The sequence below is a fragment of the Mesorhizobium sp. M0768 genome (genome assembly GCF_040320195.1).
GTDB lineage: Bacteria > Pseudomonadota > Alphaproteobacteria > Rhizobiales > Rhizobiaceae > Mesorhizobium.
This window is the reverse complement of the sequence record NZ_JAMYPD010000059.1, coordinates 1-19,080: the sequence shown is the minus strand read 5'-3', so window position 1 is coordinate 19,080 and position 19,080 is coordinate 1. Positions and strand designations below refer to the sequence as shown.

Annotated in this window: 24 protein-coding genes; 6 read left to right on the top strand and 18 right to left on the bottom strand. The window is 60.5% G+C overall.

Annotated elements, in window-relative coordinates:
• Positions 1 to 254: DUF1236 domain-containing protein (locus NKI08_RS33335; RefSeq protein WP_352775557.1), on the top strand; the 254-nt coding region annotated here is incomplete at its 5' end.
• A gap of 249 nt (positions 255 to 503) precedes the next feature.
• Here the strand turns inward: NKI08_RS33335 and NKI08_RS33330 are convergent.
• From NKI08_RS33330 to NKI08_RS33300, 7 genes are all read right to left on the bottom strand, one after another.
• A complete protein-coding gene (locus NKI08_RS33330; RefSeq protein WP_352775555.1) occupies positions 504 to 878 on the bottom strand; it encodes a hypothetical protein in 375 nt (124 codons plus the stop codon).
• Between the two features lie 132 nt (positions 879 to 1,010).
• Positions 1,011 to 1,361, bottom strand: coding sequence for a hypothetical protein (locus tag NKI08_RS33325; RefSeq protein WP_352775553.1), 351 nt, complete (start codon positions 1,359 to 1,361; stop codon positions 1,011 to 1,013).
• A gap of 265 nt (positions 1,362 to 1,626) precedes the next feature.
• Entirely contained in the window at positions 1,627 to 2,154 is a 528-nt protein-coding gene (locus NKI08_RS33320) for a hypothetical protein (RefSeq protein WP_352775551.1), read from the bottom strand.
• 510 nt (positions 2,155 to 2,664) lie between these two features.
• Positions 2,665 to 2,865, bottom strand: a complete 201-nt coding sequence (locus tag NKI08_RS33315; protein WP_023719429.1) for a CsbD family protein — start codon at positions 2,863 to 2,865, stop codon at positions 2,665 to 2,667.
• 184 nt (positions 2,866 to 3,049) lie between these two features.
• A complete protein-coding gene (locus NKI08_RS33310) occupies positions 3,050 to 4,096 on the bottom strand; it encodes an NAD(P)-dependent alcohol dehydrogenase (protein ID WP_352775549.1) in 1,047 nt (348 codons plus the stop codon).
• Positions 4,097 to 4,739: 643 nt separating this feature from the next.
• A complete protein-coding gene (locus NKI08_RS33305) occupies positions 4,740 to 5,579 on the bottom strand; it encodes a succinate dehydrogenase/fumarate reductase transmembrane subunit (RefSeq protein WP_352474932.1) in 840 nt (279 codons plus the stop codon).
• A gap of 197 nt (positions 5,580 to 5,776) precedes the next feature.
• Positions 5,777 to 5,974 (bottom strand): hypothetical protein, encoded by a 198-nt coding sequence (locus NKI08_RS33300; protein ID WP_352775564.1) that lies wholly within the window; start codon positions 5,972 to 5,974, stop codon positions 5,777 to 5,779.
• 152 nt (positions 5,975 to 6,126) lie between these two features.
• On the opposite strand from NKI08_RS33300, the gene NKI08_RS33295 reads away from it, so the two are divergent.
• From NKI08_RS33295 to fghA, 3 genes are all read left to right on the top strand, one after another.
• Positions 6,127 to 6,393, top strand: coding sequence for an AbrB/MazE/SpoVT family DNA-binding domain-containing protein (locus NKI08_RS33295; RefSeq protein ID WP_352503269.1), 267 nt, complete (start codon positions 6,127 to 6,129; stop codon positions 6,391 to 6,393).
• The gene (locus NKI08_RS33290; protein ID WP_352503270.1) at positions 6,390 to 6,773 is read left to right on the top strand and encodes a PIN domain-containing protein; all 384 of its coding nucleotides are present in this window, start codon (positions 6,390 to 6,392) and stop codon (positions 6,771 to 6,773) included. The genes NKI08_RS33295 and NKI08_RS33290 overlap by 4 nt, the downstream gene beginning before the upstream one ends.
• Positions 6,774 to 6,997: 224 nt before the next feature.
• A complete protein-coding gene (fghA, locus tag NKI08_RS33285; protein ID WP_352775548.1) occupies positions 6,998 to 7,849 on the top strand; it encodes an S-formylglutathione hydrolase in 852 nt (283 codons plus the stop codon).
• Between the two features lie 21 nt (positions 7,850 to 7,870).
• Here fghA and pqqE read toward each other — a convergent pair whose 3' ends face one another.
• The 8 genes from pqqE to NKI08_RS33245 all read right to left on the bottom strand — a co-directional run bounded on the left by pqqE (position 7,871) and on the right by NKI08_RS33245 (position 14,761).
• Positions 7,871 to 8,992, bottom strand: coding sequence for a pyrroloquinoline quinone biosynthesis protein PqqE (gene pqqE / locus NKI08_RS33280; protein WP_352775546.1), 1,122 nt, complete (start codon positions 8,990 to 8,992; stop codon positions 7,871 to 7,873).
• A complete protein-coding gene (pqqD, locus tag NKI08_RS33275; RefSeq protein WP_352541868.1) occupies positions 8,989 to 9,285 on the bottom strand; it encodes a pyrroloquinoline quinone biosynthesis peptide chaperone PqqD in 297 nt (98 codons plus the stop codon). The genes pqqE and pqqD overlap by 4 nt, the downstream gene beginning before the upstream one ends.
• Positions 9,282 to 10,040 (bottom strand): pyrroloquinoline-quinone synthase PqqC, encoded by a 759-nt coding sequence (pqqC, locus tag NKI08_RS33270; RefSeq protein WP_352775543.1) that lies wholly within the window; start codon positions 10,038 to 10,040, stop codon positions 9,282 to 9,284. Before pqqC ends, pqqD begins: the two co-directional genes overlap by 4 nt.
• On the bottom strand, positions 10,037 to 10,975 hold the full coding sequence (gene pqqB / locus NKI08_RS33265) for a pyrroloquinoline quinone biosynthesis protein PqqB (protein ID WP_352775541.1): 939 nt from the start codon (positions 10,973 to 10,975) through the stop codon (positions 10,037 to 10,039). Before pqqB ends, pqqC begins: the two co-directional genes overlap by 4 nt.
• A gap of 153 nt (positions 10,976 to 11,128) precedes the next feature.
• Positions 11,129 to 11,224, bottom strand: coding sequence for a pyrroloquinoline quinone precursor peptide PqqA (locus NKI08_RS33260; protein WP_101918690.1), 96 nt, complete (start codon positions 11,222 to 11,224; stop codon positions 11,129 to 11,131).
• A gap of 216 nt (positions 11,225 to 11,440) precedes the next feature.
• Positions 11,441 to 12,304, bottom strand: coding sequence for a substrate-binding domain-containing protein (locus NKI08_RS33255; RefSeq protein WP_352450664.1), 864 nt, complete (start codon positions 12,302 to 12,304; stop codon positions 11,441 to 11,443).
• A 1-nt stretch (position 12,305) separates the two neighbouring features.
• A complete protein-coding gene (locus tag NKI08_RS33250; protein WP_352474919.1) occupies positions 12,306 to 12,830 on the bottom strand; it encodes a c-type cytochrome, methanol metabolism-related in 525 nt (174 codons plus the stop codon).
• A gap of 155 nt (positions 12,831 to 12,985) precedes the next feature.
• Positions 12,986 to 14,761 carry a methanol/ethanol family PQQ-dependent dehydrogenase gene (locus NKI08_RS33245; protein ID WP_502893813.1) on the bottom strand — a complete coding sequence of 592 codons (1,776 nt, stop codon included), beginning with the start codon at positions 14,759 to 14,761 and terminating at the stop codon, positions 12,986 to 12,988.
• Positions 14,762 to 14,941: 180 nt separating this feature from the next.
• On the opposite strand from NKI08_RS33245, the gene NKI08_RS33240 reads away from it, so the two are divergent.
• Together NKI08_RS33240 and NKI08_RS33235 are read left to right on the top strand one after the other, a co-directional pair.
• A complete protein-coding gene (locus tag NKI08_RS33240) occupies positions 14,942 to 15,211 on the top strand; it encodes a hypothetical protein (RefSeq protein ID WP_352775537.1) in 270 nt (89 codons plus the stop codon).
• 346 nt (positions 15,212 to 15,557) lie between these two features.
• Positions 15,558 to 15,911 (top strand): hypothetical protein, encoded by a 354-nt coding sequence (locus tag NKI08_RS33235; RefSeq protein ID WP_352775561.1) that lies wholly within the window; start codon positions 15,558 to 15,560, stop codon positions 15,909 to 15,911.
• A 104-nt stretch (positions 15,912 to 16,015) separates the two neighbouring features.
• Here NKI08_RS33235 and NKI08_RS33230 read toward each other — a convergent pair whose 3' ends face one another.
• The 3 genes from NKI08_RS33230 to NKI08_RS33220 are packed head-to-tail and all read right to left on the bottom strand — an operon-like array spanning position 16,016 to position 18,505.
• Entirely contained in the window at positions 16,016 to 16,756 is a 741-nt protein-coding gene (locus NKI08_RS33230; protein ID WP_352775559.1) for an ABC transporter ATP-binding protein, read from the bottom strand.
• Positions 16,725 to 17,522, bottom strand: coding sequence for an ABC transporter permease (locus tag NKI08_RS33225; RefSeq protein ID WP_352775536.1), 798 nt, complete (start codon positions 17,520 to 17,522; stop codon positions 16,725 to 16,727). The genes NKI08_RS33230 and NKI08_RS33225 overlap by 32 nt, the downstream gene beginning before the upstream one ends.
• Positions 17,519 to 18,505, bottom strand: coding sequence for an ABC transporter substrate-binding protein (locus tag NKI08_RS33220; protein WP_352775534.1), 987 nt, complete (start codon positions 18,503 to 18,505; stop codon positions 17,519 to 17,521). Before NKI08_RS33220 ends, NKI08_RS33225 begins: the two co-directional genes overlap by 4 nt.
• Positions 18,506 to 19,080 lie beyond the last annotated feature (575 nt).

Below are 19,080 nucleotides of genomic sequence, written 5' to 3'. Positions count from 1 at the left end.
CGGGTGTCGGCGCCGCTGCCGCTCAGGACGTGGTCATCGAACCGCAGCAGGAGACGATCGTACGCGAGTATGTGAAAAAGCAGCCTCTGGCGTCCGTCCAGCTCCCCGGCCTGGAGCTCAATGTCGGCTCGACCCTGCCCGATACCGTCGAGCTTCATGAAGTCCCCGACGTCAAATACCGCTACGTCGTCGTCGACAACCAGACCGTCCTGGTCGATCCAGGCACGCGCAGGATCGTGAAGGTCATCGAGTGAACAAGCGCGTCGCTTTGAAGGGACATGCGGCGACGTTGAGCGACAATGAAGTACCGCACCGACACCGTGGCTACTGGCCATCGTGGCAAGGACCACGATGCGCATGACAAGGCCCAAGGTAACCAAAGCCCCGCTCCGGCGTTGGGGCGAGGGCGGGGGACGCTTTGGCCGGAGCGGGGTTAGGCTAGGTGGTCACCCCGTGGCAAGCAAAGGCGACCGCAGTTGAGATTAGCGGATTTTGTGGCGCTTTCAATATTTCAATATCCGTGACTGAGTGCCTATCGCCTCAGCGGCGCTGGTAAGGAATCGGGCTTCTCGCAAGAGCGAGTCCCAGTTGAGGGTGCCCAATAGGTTGATGAGATCGCGCGCCTGTTCGACGGTGATCCCCGTTTCTTTGACCAGCCGCAGAATGACCAGGTCGTGCATCGGCGGTGGATTGGCGACTTCGCCGGCATCGCAGAACCTTCCAGCGGCAGCCCAAATCATCGGGACGAGGTAGAGCGTCTGCATTAATGGGCAAGAAGGACATTCTACAAGCGGACGTTTGTACCTGCTGAACTCAACCGGCTGAGTAATCAACATCAGGCTTAGGCTGCGGTGCATGAGCACGCGGTAGCTGCGCAAGCTTCGCTACACCAGCGCACTCGGTCGTGCGCATTGGCACGCTGGCATGTGCATCGGTGGCGGCAACCGGCAGGGTGGGTGGTTTCAGAGATTGAGTACAGAAAAGGCCAGGAATAAATCGGGAGCGACTGTTCACGCGTTGTCCTCGACACGCTTGCCCTCCGCATCCGTCCCTTTGATCTCGGTAGTCCACGCCTCGGTTGGCGCCGATTGCTGGCGGATTTGATATAAGCCTAGGCGTGCGGCAGCGATGGCCTGCAACAGATTGATGCTGTTCACGTCGGGTTCGCTGGATGCGGCAACGGCAAGTGCGGCGGCTTCGGTTATTTTCGCGACGTCGTCGCTGCTGATCGTTCCACGCTTTTCCAGCAGATTTACGAGTTCGACAACGAGTAGAAAGGCGTTCACACCATATCGTTCGGCTCTGAGCTCGAACTCGCCTCGAGCCAATTTCTCCGCGTCTCCTTCAGCCCGTTTGTCCACGTTGGCGTCCTCTCCTATGGCTACACGCTATTAACGCTTAGCACGAATGGTTTAATCCTTCGAACTGGCCACAACCTTCGCCAATTGCCGGGCATAGTGTCGCCGGTGGCAGGGGCATGGGTTCAGCCAAGGATGAGACCAACCCACAGAACGGTAATAATAAAGGACAACACGACGGCAAGTAGCCCGCATGCTTCCAAAGTGTTGGTTTGCCAAGCTTTCGTCGGGCGCCTCCGGTTTGAATTGCCGTTTCGCGAAACAAACTTCATCGGGCACCAGATCGGACGCGGAGCCGGCTTGAACTTGGCAAAGCGCTCCTCTTCATCGGCCCGGAAGGCATCTCCGCGAAACTCCGGAGCACCGTATGCGCGGCGCCGGCCTGCCTTTCATCGACGCGGGCCATCACCAGTACGACACCTTCTGCGATCTTCGGCTTGCGCGGCTTCTGGGCGAAATTGGCGAAAGTTCCGAGAAGCACGCCGGCAAAGCCGCCCCACGCCGCACCGACCAGGGCCATGCCGGTCATCCCCGCAGGATCAACGTCTTGAACTCCAAAAGCGCTGAAGCCGGCCAACAGACCAGCCGTGGCGCCAAGTGCGGCACCAGCAATCGCACCCCGCCAGAGAGCGCTCATCTCATCGTCGTAATATCCAGCAACGCTGATCGGTTCATCATTGTCGTTGTAAGATCCGACCACGCTGATTTGCCGGCGACGAATCCCGGCAGCCTGAAGCCTGGCCACGGCACGTGCTGCCTGGGCATGGGAATTGAACAGTCTGCTGATTGTTTGCATTTACGCCCAGCCCCGACGCCTGTTAGGAGCGTCGGGCCTCTCCTCCCTGGCTTGAACTCTTCCGCCCGGACGCATCTTCGTCGCGCCAAAAGCTCACCACAACGTGAGCCAGCCGGCTACGTTCCTCAGCCGGGGCTTCGGTCCAATCCCAGAGCGTCTCGCTTGGGACCTAAGTCTGACCAGCTTGGGCGTGCTGAGGCCATGCCGAGCGGGGACGGTCGCCGGCTTGAAGAGAGGGCTCTGATGCTATCGCAGACCCAAAAAGCTCAAAATGGCGATTACGATCACGATCGCGCCGACCAGCCAGATAATGTTGTTCATCATTGCACTCCTTCGCCTCCGGGCGGGGCGCACGCCGGGGCGAAGCCCGCCACGCAAGTAGAATATTAGATACGGCTAAAGGTTCCTCGCGGGGCCTCACTGTCGAAAGAGCCCACCGCACCAGTCGGCACGGCGGGCGACGCAGCGTTTCACCCCGGTGGAGGCAGAAGACGGCGTTGCGCCCAAGGCTCAGCTGATGCTTCTGGACCAGTTATCAACCTGGCGCTCTGCCTCTTCCTTGGCGATGCCATATCGCTCCTGGATACGCCCCAAGAGCTGGTCCCGGTTGCCCTCGATCCGATCAAGATCATCGTCGGTGAGGTCACCCCACTGCTCTTTCGCCTTGCCTTTGAACTGCGTCCATTTTCCCTTGATTTGATCCCAGTTCATGTGTTCCTCCTTGCTTGCGCGCCAGCTCGTTGTTGAAAGCCACCTTTCAGGAGAAACCGCTCAGGCGATAGGCTCGGTTGATGCCAACAAAAACTGGGTTGCCAATGCCCTTGCTACAAGCCCGGAAGCCTACGCAACGCATCGAGGAGATCGGGAGGACAGCCCGGGGGCTTTGGAACTCGCCTTAATCCGGCAACAGAATCTGAAGCTTTACGTCCGCCGGCCGGGCTTCGACTGCGCGGTCGAAGGCGTTGATGGAATCTTCGAAGGGGAAGGTCGCCGAAATGAGTGGCTTTAGGTCGACCCGGCCCGACCCCATCAGCGCGATTGCCCGCTCATATTGGTGGGCATATCGGAACACAGTCTCGATGCGGACTTCCTTGGTCGAGGCGGTGGCGACATCGAATGCGATCGGCGCCACCGGCAGGCCGACCACCACTACCGCGCCACCGGGCCGCGGCAGATCGAGCAGGGTCTCCCATGCCTTGGACGAGCCCGAGCATTCAAACACCACGTCGGCGCCCCAGCCATCGGTCAGGCGCTTTACCTCCGCCGCCAGGTTCCTGTCGCGGACGTTGATCGGGATCACGCCTTGATAGCCGCCGGCGATGTCGAGCTTGGGTTGGGCGAGATCTGCAACAAGGGCGCGGGCGCAGCCGCCGGCGAGCGCCGCGATCGCCACCATCGTGCCGATCGGCCCTGCGCCAATCACCACCGCCGTGTCGCCCGGCGCGATCTTTGCTTTGGCAGCCGCCTGCATGCCGACGGCGAAGGGCTCCACCATGGCGCCTTCGGCGAAGCTGACATTGTCGGGCAGTTTGAAAGTGTAGTTGGCGGGGTGGACGACATAGGGCGTCAGCACGCCGTGGATCGGCGGCGTTGCCCAGAACCTGACCGCTGGATCGATGTTGTAGAGGCCGAGCCGGCTCGCCCGCGAACTGGGATCGGGGATACCCGGCTCCATGCAGACGCGGTCGCCGACCTTCAGATGCTCGACGCGTTCCCCCGTTTCGACGACGGTGCCGGCGGCTTCATGGCCCAAGACCATCGGCGCTTCGACCACGAATGGGCCGATGCGGCCATGCGTATAGTAGTGCACGTCGGAGCCGCAGATGCCCACCGTATGGATCTTGATGCGAACTTCGCCCGGGCCGACGGTCTGTGGCAGATCGATGTCACGCAGCTTGAGTTCGTGCTGGCGTTCAAGGACAAGGGCGCGCACGTTCGTCATCGACGTAGTCTCCTCTAAAGCTTATTGTAGGGGCCTTCGTGACCTTACTTGCACTCGGCGCGTTCATCATAGCCGCTCATTCACAGCTTCAAAATCCAGCTCGGAAAACAGGGGGGTTGCCTGATTCCGACTATTCGTACGAACTTCCCGGCCAAAGGACTTTGAAGGCCGGCCATGCCGCTGCCGAATGCCCTCGGCGGAATGAAATAGTCGTTCGCCCCGAGACTCCCCACTCCCCAGCCTCCAAGCCAGAAGACCGGCATCGGCCAGTCATCAACAGGGGTCCAGCAGGTGCGCGACACCCGACGTTACATGCCATGGAACGCTTGCCCAATCCGCTTCTGGTCGATGCGGCCCACCAGGTGAACGCAAGAAGTTCCCGGTTCGCTTCCCGCCCATAATGCTGCCGGCGGCTATGCGCTTCATTAACGTCATTCTTCATTCGAAGCGCTCAGGCCGGAAGCTGCCGTGCGTAAGACGCCAGGTCATTGCCCGCCGCGGATAAGTTTGCAGCTGGACAATATTGGCCAGCCGGGCGATCCCGGCATTTGGCGTTGCTTCGGCGAGTCAATACTGAGCCTGCGCTTACGCGCCATCCTTCTCGACAAGACCAACGGCTGGACCCGATCGAGTGCAAACGGGTTCAGTTGGTGCTGGTTGTGGCGGTGAACCCGCACTGCTTCTGTTCCATATCGATCTGCTTCGTGATGCGGATGGCGTTCTGTGCGTAGGCCTCCGTCACGGAGCCACTATTCACAGTCTTGTCCTTCAGCGGGCTCACGCCTGCGCAGAGGTGGAAAACATGCGGCTCGCTGGACTTCGCGGCTCCGTTTTCGGGCGCGATCCAGTAGACGACATCCTGACCGGCGGGGTGGCTCGCGTCCCGCGTCGCCGCCGCCACGGCGGCGGTGTCCGTTGCAATCGCCTGCGCCTGAGCGGCGACATCGGGCGAACAGGCCGTGGTGGGCTGCCCCGACTTGATCTGGGCTGCGCATGCGTTCATATCCTGGGTGTACTGTTCGACCGACGGGGGTTTGAAACTGATCCCCATGACCGTCGCGAGCACGGCCAGCGCAGCGCCGACGCCGCCGGCAACCTTCTTGGTCCGCGGATCCATGTTTTTGTCGGTGAGGATCAGGAAAACCAGCGGGAGGAAGGCAATCAGCGTGATGATTGCGCCGAGCTGGTTTTGGAAGAAGAACCTGGCCGCGTCGGATGCACGAGCCGGATCGTGCCTGTTGGCCGCCTTCCATAGCAAGTTGCCGGCGATTGCGAAAATCGCGATGCCGACCAGAAGGCCGATGACCAGCGGCAGGTGTCCCTGGTCGAACTTGTTCTGGCGAAGCAGCATAATTCCGTAGATCTCGCCGCCAATGGCGACGACCCACGAGAGTGCGGCGAAAAGGCGAAGACGTGTGGCGGAGGACTTCTGGCCCTGCGTCGCTTGCCAATCCTTGGTAACGTCTGGCTTGTTGTCGGTCATTGACTAGATCCCCTGATATCGACACTTCTGCCGGCGGCGTTAGACCAGAAGGCCAACCCGCCCTGCGCAGCGTCATTGAACGAGCGTCACCTGCCTTAGCGACACGGCGAAAATGTGAGCGCCAGGGCAGGCCTCATCTCCATTCATGATTCATATTGCGCATGAGTGAATCCGTCCATACCCACGCAGGCAGACGCCTATGCGGCGATGGCTTGTTCTTGTTGATCTCTGGTTAATCGAACTTGACGCTGTCTTCCCTCGCTTCCCGGCGGCGGTCGCGCCATTCCCGACACCAGCCGAAGCGAATTGACGAGCCATTTTGAACGAGACAGCTCTAACGAGACAAACATTGAGGCAAGATCGACGCGGATAGCGGCCGCGGTGTTGGCTTGCATGCTGACCTCCAGGTGATGTTTGGCGACTTCACTCTGGCAGAGCGCTGGTCGCGATTCAGTCGCCGCATGGACGCCAAGCTTGGCCCCGACCATCTGCATTGGTAATAATGCAGATTTGCATTGTCTTATCGCGATGAACAGGAATGTTTAACATGACAACGTTGACAGTGACGACAAGGGGACAGGTGACGTTCCGCAAGGACGTGCTGCAACATCTGGGCATCAAACCGGGCGAGAAAATCGAGCTTGATCTGCTGCCCGACGGTCGGGCGGAATTGAGGGCTGCACGGGCGAAGGGGTCGTTCCGGGACCTCCACGGCTTCCTCAGAGGCAAGACGAACGGCCGGGTGCTCAGCATCGAGGAGATCAACGAGGCGATGGCGGAAGCGGGTGCTGTGGCCGGGTCCGGCGAGGAATGAGGGTTACGGCCGACACGAATGTGCTGCTGCGCGCCTATGTCGCCGATGATGAGGGGCAGGCGGCCATTGCTGTCGACCTGCTGGCCAAAGCGGACATCGTGGCCGTGAGCGTGAAGGCCTTGTGCGAGTTCCCAGGGTTCTGGCCCGGCAGTACCAGACAGAGCGCGAAAATTTGCCGCGGCGATCCGGGCGTTGCTGAACACCGCGAATGGTTGTCGTCAACCGGCCGGCAGTTTCCGCGGGGCAAAAGTCGATCGGTGGGTTGCGAAACCGCCGCTGACCAGGTTTGGCAAGTACTGGACGTCAAGCCGCATTTGCGCAGGGCTCGGCGTCCCGGAAGCATCGCCGATGCCTGCGCAGTGACTGCGTCCTTGTTATAGCCAGCATCGCCAACAATCGCCCAGCCTGGCCCGTATGGCTTGCTGGCAACGCTGCGCCAGCGAGTGGCCTCTCGCGCCTTGCTGCGCCAAGACGGTCGGCGAAGGCAGGCCATCCCGGCTCCGATCAAGAGCCCCGCGCGCCAGCCGGGCCACCAAGGTTGCCGCGATCACCCTTGATGTCGTAGAGCCTACGGTCGGCGGTTAAAATTGGTGGAGAAGAATATATGCCAGAGCACCTGAAACTCGTCTCGACTGCCAAGTCGCATGGCGGCGCCCAGCATGTTTACTCGCATCTCTCCACGAACTGCTCGTGCGAAATGACGTTTGCCATTTTCGTGCCTCCGCAGGCACGGGAAAGCCGTTGTCCCGTGGTCTGGTACCTCTCCGGGCTCACCTGCACCCATGCAAATGTGATGGAAAAAGGTGAATACAGACGTATTGCCGCCGAACTTGGCGTGATCGTTGTCTGTCCTGACACCAGCCCGCGTGGTGCCGACATTCCGGATGAAAAGGACAATTGGCAGTTCGGCAGCGGCGCCGGTTTCTACCTTGACGCGACGCAAGAGCCGTATGCCAAGAACTATCGCATGTATTCCTATATCGTCGAGGAGCTGCCAGCCGTGATCGGGCGCGAATTTCCCGCCGATATGGCGCGCCAGTCGATCTTCGGCCATTCGATGGGCGGGCATGGCGCGCTGACGATCGCACTGAACAATCCCGGGCGTTTCAGAAGTTGCTCGGCCTTTGCGCCGATCGTGCAGCCAAGCACAGCCGGCTGGTCGAAGCCGGCTTTCGAAAAATATCTCGGCCTGGATGAGGCCTCGTGGCGGCGCTACGATGCAACTTCGCTCATCGAGGATGGGCACCGTTTCCCGGAATTCCTGGTCGATCAGGGAACGTCAGACGGTTTCCTCCAGGAGGGCCTCAGGCCTTGGCTGCTCGAAGACGCCTGCTCCAAGGCAGGCATTCCGTTGAAATTGCGGATGCAGGACGAATACGATCACTCCTATTTTTTCATTTCGACATTCATGCATGACCATATGACGTGGCATGCCGAACGGCTTTCACGAGGCTAGGCCGTAGGAATAGGTCGGCAGTCAGGCGGGCTCGGTGACGACGCCGATGCGCCGGTAGACGAATGGTTCGTCCTTCGAAGGAACCGTCGCAGCGCGCTGGGCCTCGTCGATCAGCATTGCCATGCGCGCATGGATCGGCGATTTCGCGCAAGCCGGGTCCGTCGCGGCGGCATCGCCGGCGATTGCCATCGCCTGGCAGCGACAGCCGCCCCAGTCGATCTCGCGCCGCTCACAGTTGCGGCAGGGCTCCTGCATCCAGTCCGTGCCTCGAAAGGCATTAAATGCCGGGGAATCGGTCCAGATCGCGGCCAGGCTGCGTGTTCCAAAACGCTCGAAACTGAGCGACGGGATGGTCTGGGCGGCATGGCATGGCAGTACGGTGCCGTCCGGCGTCACCATGAAGGCGTCGCGCGCCCAGCCGCCCATGCACGGTTTGGGATAGATGGCGAAATAATCCGGCGTGACGAAATCTATGTTCATGATGCCGGTGAGCCGTTCGCGCGCCGCCGCGACGATCTCCGCCTGGCGGTCGACGGCAGCACGCTCGGGCATGAGTTGATCGCGATTGGTCAGCGCCCAGCCGGCGTACTGCACGTTGGCGATCTCGAGACGCTCCGCACCCAGCGAAAGGGCCAGATCGATGAATTCCGGTACCTCCTCGATATTGTGGCGATGGATCGGCGCGTTGATGGTAAGCGGCAAGCCGGCCGCGCGAGTGCGGCGTGCCGTTTCCAGCTTCTTTTCGTGGCTGCCCCTGTGATTGCCGATGCGCTCGGTAGTCGCCGGCCGTGCGCCTTGAAAGCTCAGTTGCAGATGGTCGAGCCCGGCTTCGGCAAATGCCTCGATGCGGCCATCCGCAATGCCGACGCCGGCGGTGATCAGGTTGGTGTAGACGCCCCGCGCCGAAAGCCCGGCGATCAATTGCTCGAGATCGCGACGCAGCGTCGGTTCACCGCCGGACAGATGCACCTGGAGAACGCCAAGGTCGGCCGCCTGCGAGAACAAGTCCAGCCAGCTCTGCGTGTCGAGTTCGCGATTGGCCTTCAGCAACTCGAGCGGATTGGAGCAATAGGGGCATTGCAGCGGGCAGCGATGCGTCAGTTCCGCCAGCATGCCGATCGGGGGGAGAGGGGGCTCGCTCATAGCTTCACCAGCAGCTTGTCCGACCATTCCTGCAGGAAGGCGACGACATCGGCCGCCACAGCCTCCCGTTCGGCATCATAATCTGCGGCAAGGCCGGCAATGATGTCGCCGACCGTGGACCGTCCGTCGCAGCGGCGCAATATGTCGAGGCTTATGTCGTTTGGCCAGAACACCTTTTCGGGCGACAGCACGGCGAACGCCTGGCGCACAGGGTCATGCTGTATGCGCACGTGCTTCGGCAGCGATGGAACCGACTGCAGCGACACCATGGCTCTTTCGCGCAGTGCCATCATTGGGCTGCCTCCGGACGGAAGGCGCCGGGCGGGATATTGCCCGGCTCGCCATAGGCGTGTTGAAGCGCGTCGAGCATGGCCCAGAGTATATCGCATTTGAACACCAGTGCATCGATCGCCTGCTGCTGGCGTTCCGCCGCGTCGGCATGTTCGAGCACATAGGCGAGGGCGAAGTCGGCGTCGCGCGAGGCCTGTTCGGGCCGTCGGGTGAAATAGGCCAGCGTGTCCTCGGTGATATAATCGTATTTGGCCAGCATCGCGGGTACCCGCTCGCCGATGATGACCGGCGAGAACATCTCGGTCAGCGACGACGCGACCGCCTCCAGCAGGGTCCGGTTCGTGCAAAAGGAGAGGTAAGCGCCAACCGCAAAACGTGTCGCCGGCAGGGCCAGCCTCTCGCTCTTCACCGCGTCGGCATCGAGGCCGAGCGAGGTCGCCAGATGCAACCAGCGCGCAATACCGCCGCTCCAGCCGTCCTCGCCGTCATGATCCTCGATGCGTTTGCGCCAGGCGGCGCGAAACGCCGGATCCTCGGCATGCGCGAGGATCATGGCGTCCTTGCGCGGAATGACCGCCTGATAGCAATAGCGGTTCAGCGCCCAGGCCTGCATCTCGGTCCTCGACAGCGCACCGCTGGTCATCCTGTGATGGAAAGGATGGCGGTTGTGATAGCGCTCGGCACCGACCTGCCGCAGCACTGCTTCGAGCTCGCTTGAGGACAGGCCGTTGCTGGCCGCGTCGTGGAAATCACTCAAAGTTCTATCTCCATCCCGTCGCAGGCCACTTCCCAGCCAGCCGCTTCGACGGCTGCATGCTCGGCAGAATTCTCGTCCAGAACAGGATTGGTGTTGTTGATGTGGACGAAGACACGGCGGCCGATCCTCACATCGGCCAAGCCGGCGATCGACCCCGCGTCTCCCGACATTGCCAGATGCCCCATGCGTGCACCGGTCTTTTGGCCGACGCCGGCAGCAATCATCTCGTCGTCGGTGAAGACTGTGCCGTCGAACAGAAGGCATGCGGCATCGGCTAGACGCGTGCGCAGGGTCGCATCGATGCGCGCGCAGCCGGGGATGTAGAAGCCGGAGCCGCGACTGCCGGCACCGGCGATACGGACGCCAATCGTGTCGCCGGCATCGGAGCTGAAATTGGCATCCGGCTGGCCTCTTTCTTCGAGATAGAGGGCTATCTTCCCGGGCACGGGAAAGCTCTCGACAGCCACCCCGGTGTCGTGGCCGTCTGCGTCGCAGATCGACAGCTCTTGCGCCGGCGGCAAGATGCGTCGCGGCACGAGCGCCGGATCGAGGACATTGAAAATCGAATTCGCCTTCAGCGTCGCCAGAACCTGTGTCGTTGCATAGATAGCGAAAGGCTGCCGCTCACGCAGGCTGAGCAGGCCGGCGACATGATCGACATCGGCATTGGTCAGCACCACCGCGCGAATAGGCGTCGAGCGCAGCGGCGCATCGTGCCCGGGCTGCAATTCAGGCGTTGCCGCGATCTGCTGGCGAATGTCGGGCGAGGCGTTGAACAGAACCCACCCGAGGCCATCCGCCGACGCGGCGACACTCGATTGGCTTCGTGAATGCACACCAGCTACCCCGGTGCGAGCCGCACGGCTCAGACGATAATTGCAGTTCCATTGCGGAAAGCCGCCGCCGGCCGCCGATCCGATGATTCTCAAGCGCATGAAAACGCCCGCCCCGCGGCTTCTCTGACCAGCAGCCAATTTGCAGCCGCAAAAAACGGCCCGCCCGCTTTGCGCGCCTCAAACTCTTTCACGAAAATCCCATACGGCAAGGGGATGCGTGCCCCTGTTGCCAGGGACACGCACCTCTGCGGCCTACTTCTTGGGAGTAATTTCAGCAGGCAGATAGCGCGAAATTTCAAAGCCCGCAGCAACCTGGCACATGGTCGGTTTTGTCCAGCTCTTCTTCATAACATTTCTCCTCTTCTACCAGCCCGAAGGGGCCGATCTGGTGGTTAGCCAACCATTGCAGGGCACCGAAGCAATGGCTCGTCCATCACGTTCTCAAAATGGACAAATGAACGCAAGGTTTTGAAAGCCCGAAAAACAAAAAAGTATCGAAAGTAGCTGTAGTCTTCTCTTCAATTGTTCATCGCGTAGGTGTTTCCTCCTCCTGACCCATCCCAACTATTGCGTAATCGGATTGTCGTGCTCGTCGATCAGCGGCACATTGTAACCCAGCAGGAGCTTGGTGATCTCCGCCTGGTTTTCCCTGATCACCCGGTTGAGCGTCCGTTTCCATTCCTGGTCGGACGGACGTACACCCATGGTGATGCGATAAGACATGCGCGAGCCGGTTTTTTCCTTCAACAGCGGAACAATGGTGACATCGGCTCCGAGTTCCCTGGCATAGTAACCTGCCATCGGCCCCCACAGGACCGCCGCGTCAATCTTGCCGGCGAGCATGTCCTTGATCATGACCTCCCCCATGGAAGGCGTGACGCGCGTATCCACCGCCAGCGGGTAGATCTTGGCGGTCCGCAGAAGCTTGTTGGCGGCCATGTTGGCGGTTGGCGGCGTGCTTTCGACGACGCCGATTCTCTTGCCGGAAAGTTTCGGGTCTTCGATCGTCTCGATGCCTTCCATGCCGTTGCCTTTGGGGTATACGAGCACATAGGCGGAGCGGTAGTAGGCGTTGGTGTTCTGCACCAGTTCATCGCCTTGGGCGTAGCCCATGATGATGTCGCATCGATTGGCCCCCAGCGTATTGCGCACAAAGCCGGTGACAGTGGGAAACCACGTGTAAGCGACTGATTTCCGCCCCGTCTTCTTGGCAACCAGTTCAGCCAGCTTGTTTTCGAAGCCTTGGCCGTTCTTGTCGGTAAAGGGCATGTTCGAGGGATCTGCGCAGACGCGCAGAATGTCGGGATCGACCAGTTCGCCCGCAGCGCCAAGCCCGGCATTTTGCGCCAGAACATTCGACGGCAGCAAGGCGAGCGCGCCGAGGATCGGCAGAACGACACGCAGCTTCGATGCAGTGCAGCCGGTCATATCATCCACCCATGCAGGATGCTTCGGCATCCTTGGCTGCCTGAGCCTTGTTTTCGTGCTTCGGCGGCCTGCCGCGGGGTGCCGCGCCATCGGCGCGCGCGCGCAGATAGACGTAGAGATCGTCCAGGTAACAATAGACGTTCTTGTTGTCGCCAAAGGCGGGCATGACGTTTTCCTTGCCGCCGCCGACATTCTTGCGGCCCTCGGCGACGATCGACAGGAACGTGGCGTAATCCATGGTCTTCAGGCTATTAGCCAGGGCAGGCGCATAGCTCGAACCTGTGGCGTCCTGTCCGTGACAGACATGGCAATCTGAGTGATACCGGCGGTACCCGCTGAAGGTGTACCAATCGACGGTTCCGTTTTCGATCTTGTAGGTCGGATTTCCGTCCGCATCTAAATATTTGCCTCCTTCTTGCTTCACCGCCTTGGCTTTCTCCATGCTGTCTTCGGCCCGTACCAGACTTGAGCTGGCCAGAGGCAGCAGGACCAGGGCGAGAGCGGAAACTGCAATGCGAACGATCATTCAGGCTCTTCCTTCGTTTGCCAGAAATCCTGGCTGCCGTCGTGCAGCGGCATTGATCGGAGTTGGGTGCGCGGCGCAATCGAGAGCCCGGTTCCCGGCTTCGGGGTGACCCGGGCTCTCGTTTTCGAACCTAGCCGTGAGGCTCTTCCCGGTTATCAGTCCGGGAGGCCGAAGACGGTGAGCTGGCCGCCCAGCGTCGTATAGTCGGCAAGTGCCGCATAACCGCCGACGGCACCCAGACCGGCGGTTCCAACGACCGCGGCCTGATCGCCCTGCGCACGGCCCTGATCAACGGCGCCATGCCAGGCGGCGGCGTTATCGGGCGAAAGCAGCCCACCTGCCAGACCGATACCGGCCCATCCACCGACGCCGGACAGAACGGCGACGTACTGCTTGCCGTCATGCTCGTAGGTCGTGATGTTGCCGATGATGCCGGACGGGGTCTTGAACTTGTAGAGTTCCTTGCCGTCCTTATCGACCGCCTTGATGTAGCCTTCGAGGGTACCGTAGAAGACGACGTCGCCATCTGTCGCCAATGCGCCCGACCACACCGAGAACTGCTCGGGCTTCGACCAGACGATCTCACCCTTGGCTGCATCCCAGGCAATGAAGTTGCCCATGTTACCGTCACCGCCGGGCGCCGCATACATCGACACGGTGGCGCCCACATAGGGCTGACCGGCGGTGTAGCTCACTTTGTAAGGCTCATAGTCCATGCAGACATGGTTGGTCGGCACGTAGAACAACCCGGTCTTCGGCGAGTAGGCGGCCGGCTGCTGGTCCTTGGTTCCAAGCGCGGCCGGGCAGATACCGGTCGAGTTGGTGTCTTCGCCGTTCTGCTGGGTCGAATACTTGGCCACGACCTGCGGGCGGCCATACTGGTCGCTCTTGGGATCCATGTTGACTTCCGTCGCCCAGTTCACTGCCGGATCGTATTTCTTGGCGACGAGAAGTTCGCCGGTGGCGCGATCCATTGTGTAGGCAAAGCCGTTGCGGTCGAAATGCACCAGCACGTCGTGCTTGGCGCCGTTGACCTCCATGCCATCGACGAGAATCATCTCGTTGATGCCGTCATAGTCCCACTCATCATGCGGGGTCATTTGGTAGAGCCATTTGGCAACACCGGTATCCGCATCGCGAGCCATGATTGTCATGGACCAGCGATTGTCGCCTGGGCGCTGGACCGGGTTCCACGTCGAGGGATTGCCGGTGCCGTAATAGACCAGGTTCAGCTTGGGATCATAGGAATACCATCCCCATGTCGTGCCGCCGCCTGTCTTCCACTGTTCGCCTTCCCAGGTGTTCGTGCCGGAATCCTTTCCGACAGGCTTGCCGAGATGGGTCGTCTTCTCGGGATCGAGAAGGGTGTCTGCGTCAGGACCTTCCGAATAGGCTTTCCAGGCGAGCTTGCCGTCTTTCAGATTGTAGGCGGCCAGCCAGCCGCGAACACCGAATTCAGCACCGGAGACGCCCACGAGCACCTTGTCCTTGATGACTACGGGTGCCGACGTGCCGGATTCGCCCTTTCCGCCGTCGGTCTGGTCTCCGTTCTTGACAGACCAGACGACCTTGCCAGTCTTGGCATCGAGCGCGACGACGGTGGTGTCGGCCTGGTTGAGAATGATCTTGCCGTCGCCATAGGCAACACCGCGATTGACCGTGTCGCAGCACATGATCGGAATGACGTTCGTGTCCTGCTTGGGCTCGTATTTCCACAGGATCTTGCCGTCATTCTTGAGGTCCAGAGCATAGACGTTGTTTGGGAAAGGCGTGTGGACATACATCACGTCGCCGATGACCAGCGGCCCGCCTTCGTGACCGCGCAGCACGCCGGTGGAAAAGCTCCATTTGACCTGCAGGTTCTTCACATTGTCGGCAGTGATCTGGTTGAGTTTGGAATAGCGGGTGTTGGCGTAGTCACCCGTCTGCATCGCCCAGTTCTTCGCATCCGATGCGAGCTTTGCAAGGTCTTCATTGGCCGAAGCCGTATAGGCAGCGCCGAGCGATAAAAACGCCGCGGTCGTCAGAATGTAAGTAGTTTTCGCAAGTACACGCATCCAAAATCCTCCCGGGTTCGCAGTGAAGAATCGACCGTCAAGCCCCACAAGGGCTTGCCCAAGCAATTCATGTTGGGAAGTTATTTTCCGGCAGCTGTCACGACCTACCCCGAAGCAGAGGGCACCGTTACCGCCCGCCCCCCTTGGTCTTCGAAAGACTGCCGCCGCTCCCTGATGACGGTGGCGCTCTTGAAGCCGGAAACAGGAAAAAGCTATGTCATCGTAAAAGTCCAGGCAAGCAAAAACCTACAATGGGTCGCTGCGCTGCAATATCGATATGGTGCGATGCAATATTTAGAAACAATTAAAATAAGAACCGTATGAAAAACTAATAAGAGAATGACCACCAGCCGCGATATATATAGCCAACATATTGTTCGGGTATTCTCGAGGTGATATACATTTGACTTTATTTCGATATATTCTGCGGGGCACTTACGAGTAAGTATGCGGGCGTCTCGCTCGTTGCCGATAGTGAGCGAAGCATGAAATGAACGTATGAAGGAGGGCGCGCAGCGGGTCATGAAGCGGGCTCTTGTCGGTCGATAGGGCATTCCTCCTTTGGTCCTATACGCAGGCCATGGGAGCTTGACTGGCTTTGCGGCACGTCGCCAATTGGAGCGATGACCCCGTCTGGATGCATGGTGTCCAGGCCAACTGGAGGTTCCTCATGATAAGGTCTGTTGGATCTCTCACCTTGCCTGTGGCCTTTGCGACCACGCTGGCTTTTGCGAACTTGGCCAACGCCGCGGGAGACTACCCGACGGCAACGATTGCCGACTACGTGCTCGGCTGCATGCAAACAAATGGCCAGACACGTCAGGCGCTTGAAAGCTGTTCCTGCTCGATCGATGTTATCGCCTCGATCCTTCCTTACGATCACTATGAGAGGGCGGAGACCTTCAAAAGCATGTCGCTGACGACAGGGGAGGCGGCAGGGTTGTTTCGCGAAAGCGCGCCAGCGAAGGCAGCGCGCACGGAACTGAAACGCGCGCAGGCTGAAGCCGACGTACGTTGCTTTTAGTCAGGCTGAACAGGCACGCGTGGCCGCGCGCCTCACAGTCCCGCCGTTTCCATCGGCCATTGGCTGCGAAATACCTTGCCATCCGCATTCGAGCCGCAAGGCAATCAGGCCACACCCGGAAATTTTTGCTGGAACGACCGCAAAAGGTCGCTCATCACCTGTGGATTGCGATGCTGCCGCGGCACTCTTACGTCGAACATGCCGAGCACGTGGGCTGGGCGCTGCGCAAGCACGATGATGCGGTCCGACAGCATCAGTGCCTCGCGCAGATTGTGCGTGACCATCAAGGCGGTCGTAGGTCGCGCTGACCAGACGGTCAAAAGCAATTGCCGAAGCCGCTCGGCGGTCTGTTCGTCGAGGGAGGCAAAGGGTTCGTCCAGGAAAAGCACCGCCGGTTCGGTGGCGAAAGCCCTGGCAAGCGCTGCCCTGCGCGCAAGGCCGAGCGAAAGCTCCGCCGGATAGAGCGAGCGCATGCCGGCGAGACCGAGAGTGTCAAACAGCTCGTCGAGACTCTTCGCTCTTAGGCTTTTCGGCAGCGCCAGCCTGACATTCTGCTCCACCGTCCGCCATGGCAGCAAAGTAGGCTCCTGGAACACGGCGGCGATGCGGTTCGAGCCGCCTTGCGGCAGTTGGAAAGAGCCGGAAAAGTCTTTGTCCAGTCCAAGCAGGATGCGCAACGTCGTGGTCTTGCCGCAGCCCGACGGCCCAAGCAGGCAAGCGAATTCGCCCTGCCGGACCTCGAAGGACAGACCCTGGAGCGCCGTGATCGAGACGCCTTGCGCGGACCTGAAGGTCTTTTCGGCGATGTCGACCCTAAGCGGGACGACGGCGCCAACGGGTTGCATGTCGTTCAATGGGCTGCACCAGGAGAAGTTCGATGACAAGCATCACCGCCACGAAAGCCAGCGTGTAGGCGAGAATGGCGGCGACGTCGAAGAGCTGGAAATAGAGATAGATCTGGAAACCGACACCATTGGAGCGGCCGAGCAGTTCGACCACCAGGACGATCTTCCATATGAGGGCGATGCCGGACCGCGAGGCCGCGGCAAAATAGGGCTGCAGTTGCGGCAACAGGACATGGCGGATGCGCTCGAGTGGGGCGAAGCGGTAGACGGCGGCCATTTCGGCATAACGCGGATCAAACGCCCTGGCGCCTTCGCGCATCGTCACCACGACATTCGGGATCTTGTTCACGGCAACTGCGCCAATCGCCGCCGCCTCGTTGAGGCCGAACCAGATATAGGCGAGCACGATGACCACCAGCGCGGGAATGTTGAGAAACAGGACCACCCATGGACTGAAGAACCGGTCCACACCGCGGTGGCTCCCGAGGATGACGCCGATGACCGAGCCGATAATCATTGCGACGACGTACGCCGCAGCAACCCGTCCGAGCGTCGCGCCAAGGTGATAAAAAAGGTCGCCGCTCGCCGCTTCCCTGAGCAGCACCTGCCAGACCTGCCCTGGTGAGGGGAAAGCTCGGCTTTGCCACAGATTGGCCGCGAGGCTCCACAGCAGGCAAAGTCCCAGCAGGGAAACCGCTACCGTCAGCACCGGTGTCAGCGCCGTCGCAAAGCCGGATGGACGCGACTTGTCTTCCGTTGCGGTCATTTCGCGAGTTCCGGCCAGAACGTGCCGGGCGCCATCTCGGGCGCCCTGCCAACCAGCTTCTCGCCGCCTATCGCGGCCAGCACGTGATAGAGTTTGCCCGCATCGGCCGCTTCTTCGGCGACCGGCCGTCTGGGGATGCCCTGGCGATAGCGGTCGCGCAGTTTTTCCAGCTCCTTGCCTTCTGCGCGAATGAGCGGCGCCAGGCGCAGCCATTCATCATCGGATTTGGCCAGCAAGTCCTTGGCCTGCTTGGATGCCTTCAAGAAGCCCCGGGCGGCATCCGGATTGTCGCTCGCCCATTGGTCGTGGAAGACGTAGCCGAGCGCCGACACGGGGCCCCAGGCACCAAGCGCTTTCGTCGCGTCATCCGCACCGATCAACCGGCGAAAGCCATTGGCCTCGAGCCGGGCGCAGAAATGCCAGAAATTGAGCACGGCATCGAGTTCGCCTTGCATCGCCTTTTCAGAAATCAGCGGCGGCGCGCCAAAGACGACGTCACAGGCTGTCGGCAGGTCGAGGCCGTGCTCGCGTCTGGCCAGCGCCTGGACCAGTAGCCAGCTCTTGTCGAGCGGGCCGCCGGCGACACCGATTTTCTTTCCCTTGAGGTCGGCGAGCGTCCGGATAGGCGATTCCTCCTTCACCATGATTGCCCCCACGGCGGTCGAATAAGGGGCCAATGTAAGGTCGCCGCCCTCGGAGCGCTGGCGCGAGACCCACAGCCAGTCGGTCACGATCATGTCGATCGCGCCGGCCAGCAGCGCGACGTTGGTCGCATCCTCCCCGGCGAAGTAGACAATCTCCAGATCGATCCTGTTGGCCTCGTCGAGCTTGTGGCGTTTCAGCGTATCGAGTTCCCAGCTCACGGTGCCGAACTTCAGGACACCAATTCGGACCTTAGCGGCCGCAAAGACGGCAACCGGCCTTGAGGCGAGGATGGCCGCCAGAGCCGCCAAGCGCAGCGTCGTACGCCGCGAAATCATCATGGCGTCTCCTCTTTCAGGGCCGTCGACGAACCAGGAATGTCGATCAAATCGCTCGTTCCTTGCTCGGAACGGCACATTTCCAGCGCACGACCCTGAGACTCGGATGTTCCTGAGACCATTTTGCGATCTCGGCGGGCGCCAGGAACATGCATTGGAACAGAGAGCCGCGGCTCTCGAAATAGAGATGTTCATCTCGGCAATTGCCCGGATTGGCGCTAAGGCACACCGTTAATATGAGATCGACCATGTCCATTTGGCACTTATCATCGCCTGCGCGGCGAACTCTCCAGAGTTCGTGCTTTGGAGTTGCGCGGATTCCTGAAGGTGCCCAAACAGCAAACCGGTTGGAGTGAGGCTACGCGTTCGGCCAATAGGCGTCAATGATGTGGACCGCGTGTCGCCACACACTTCCCGTCGCGCAGTCGGGAAACGAAACAGGACCTTTGTACGATTGACTTCCCTCATCGGCAGTCTAGAGCCTTTCACGTTTTGATGGAAGCGTAGCCGGCGTTTGCGAAGTAGTTGTTGCATTCGGTTGCCTCGATCGTTTCAACGAGGTGACCGATGTGGCGCCA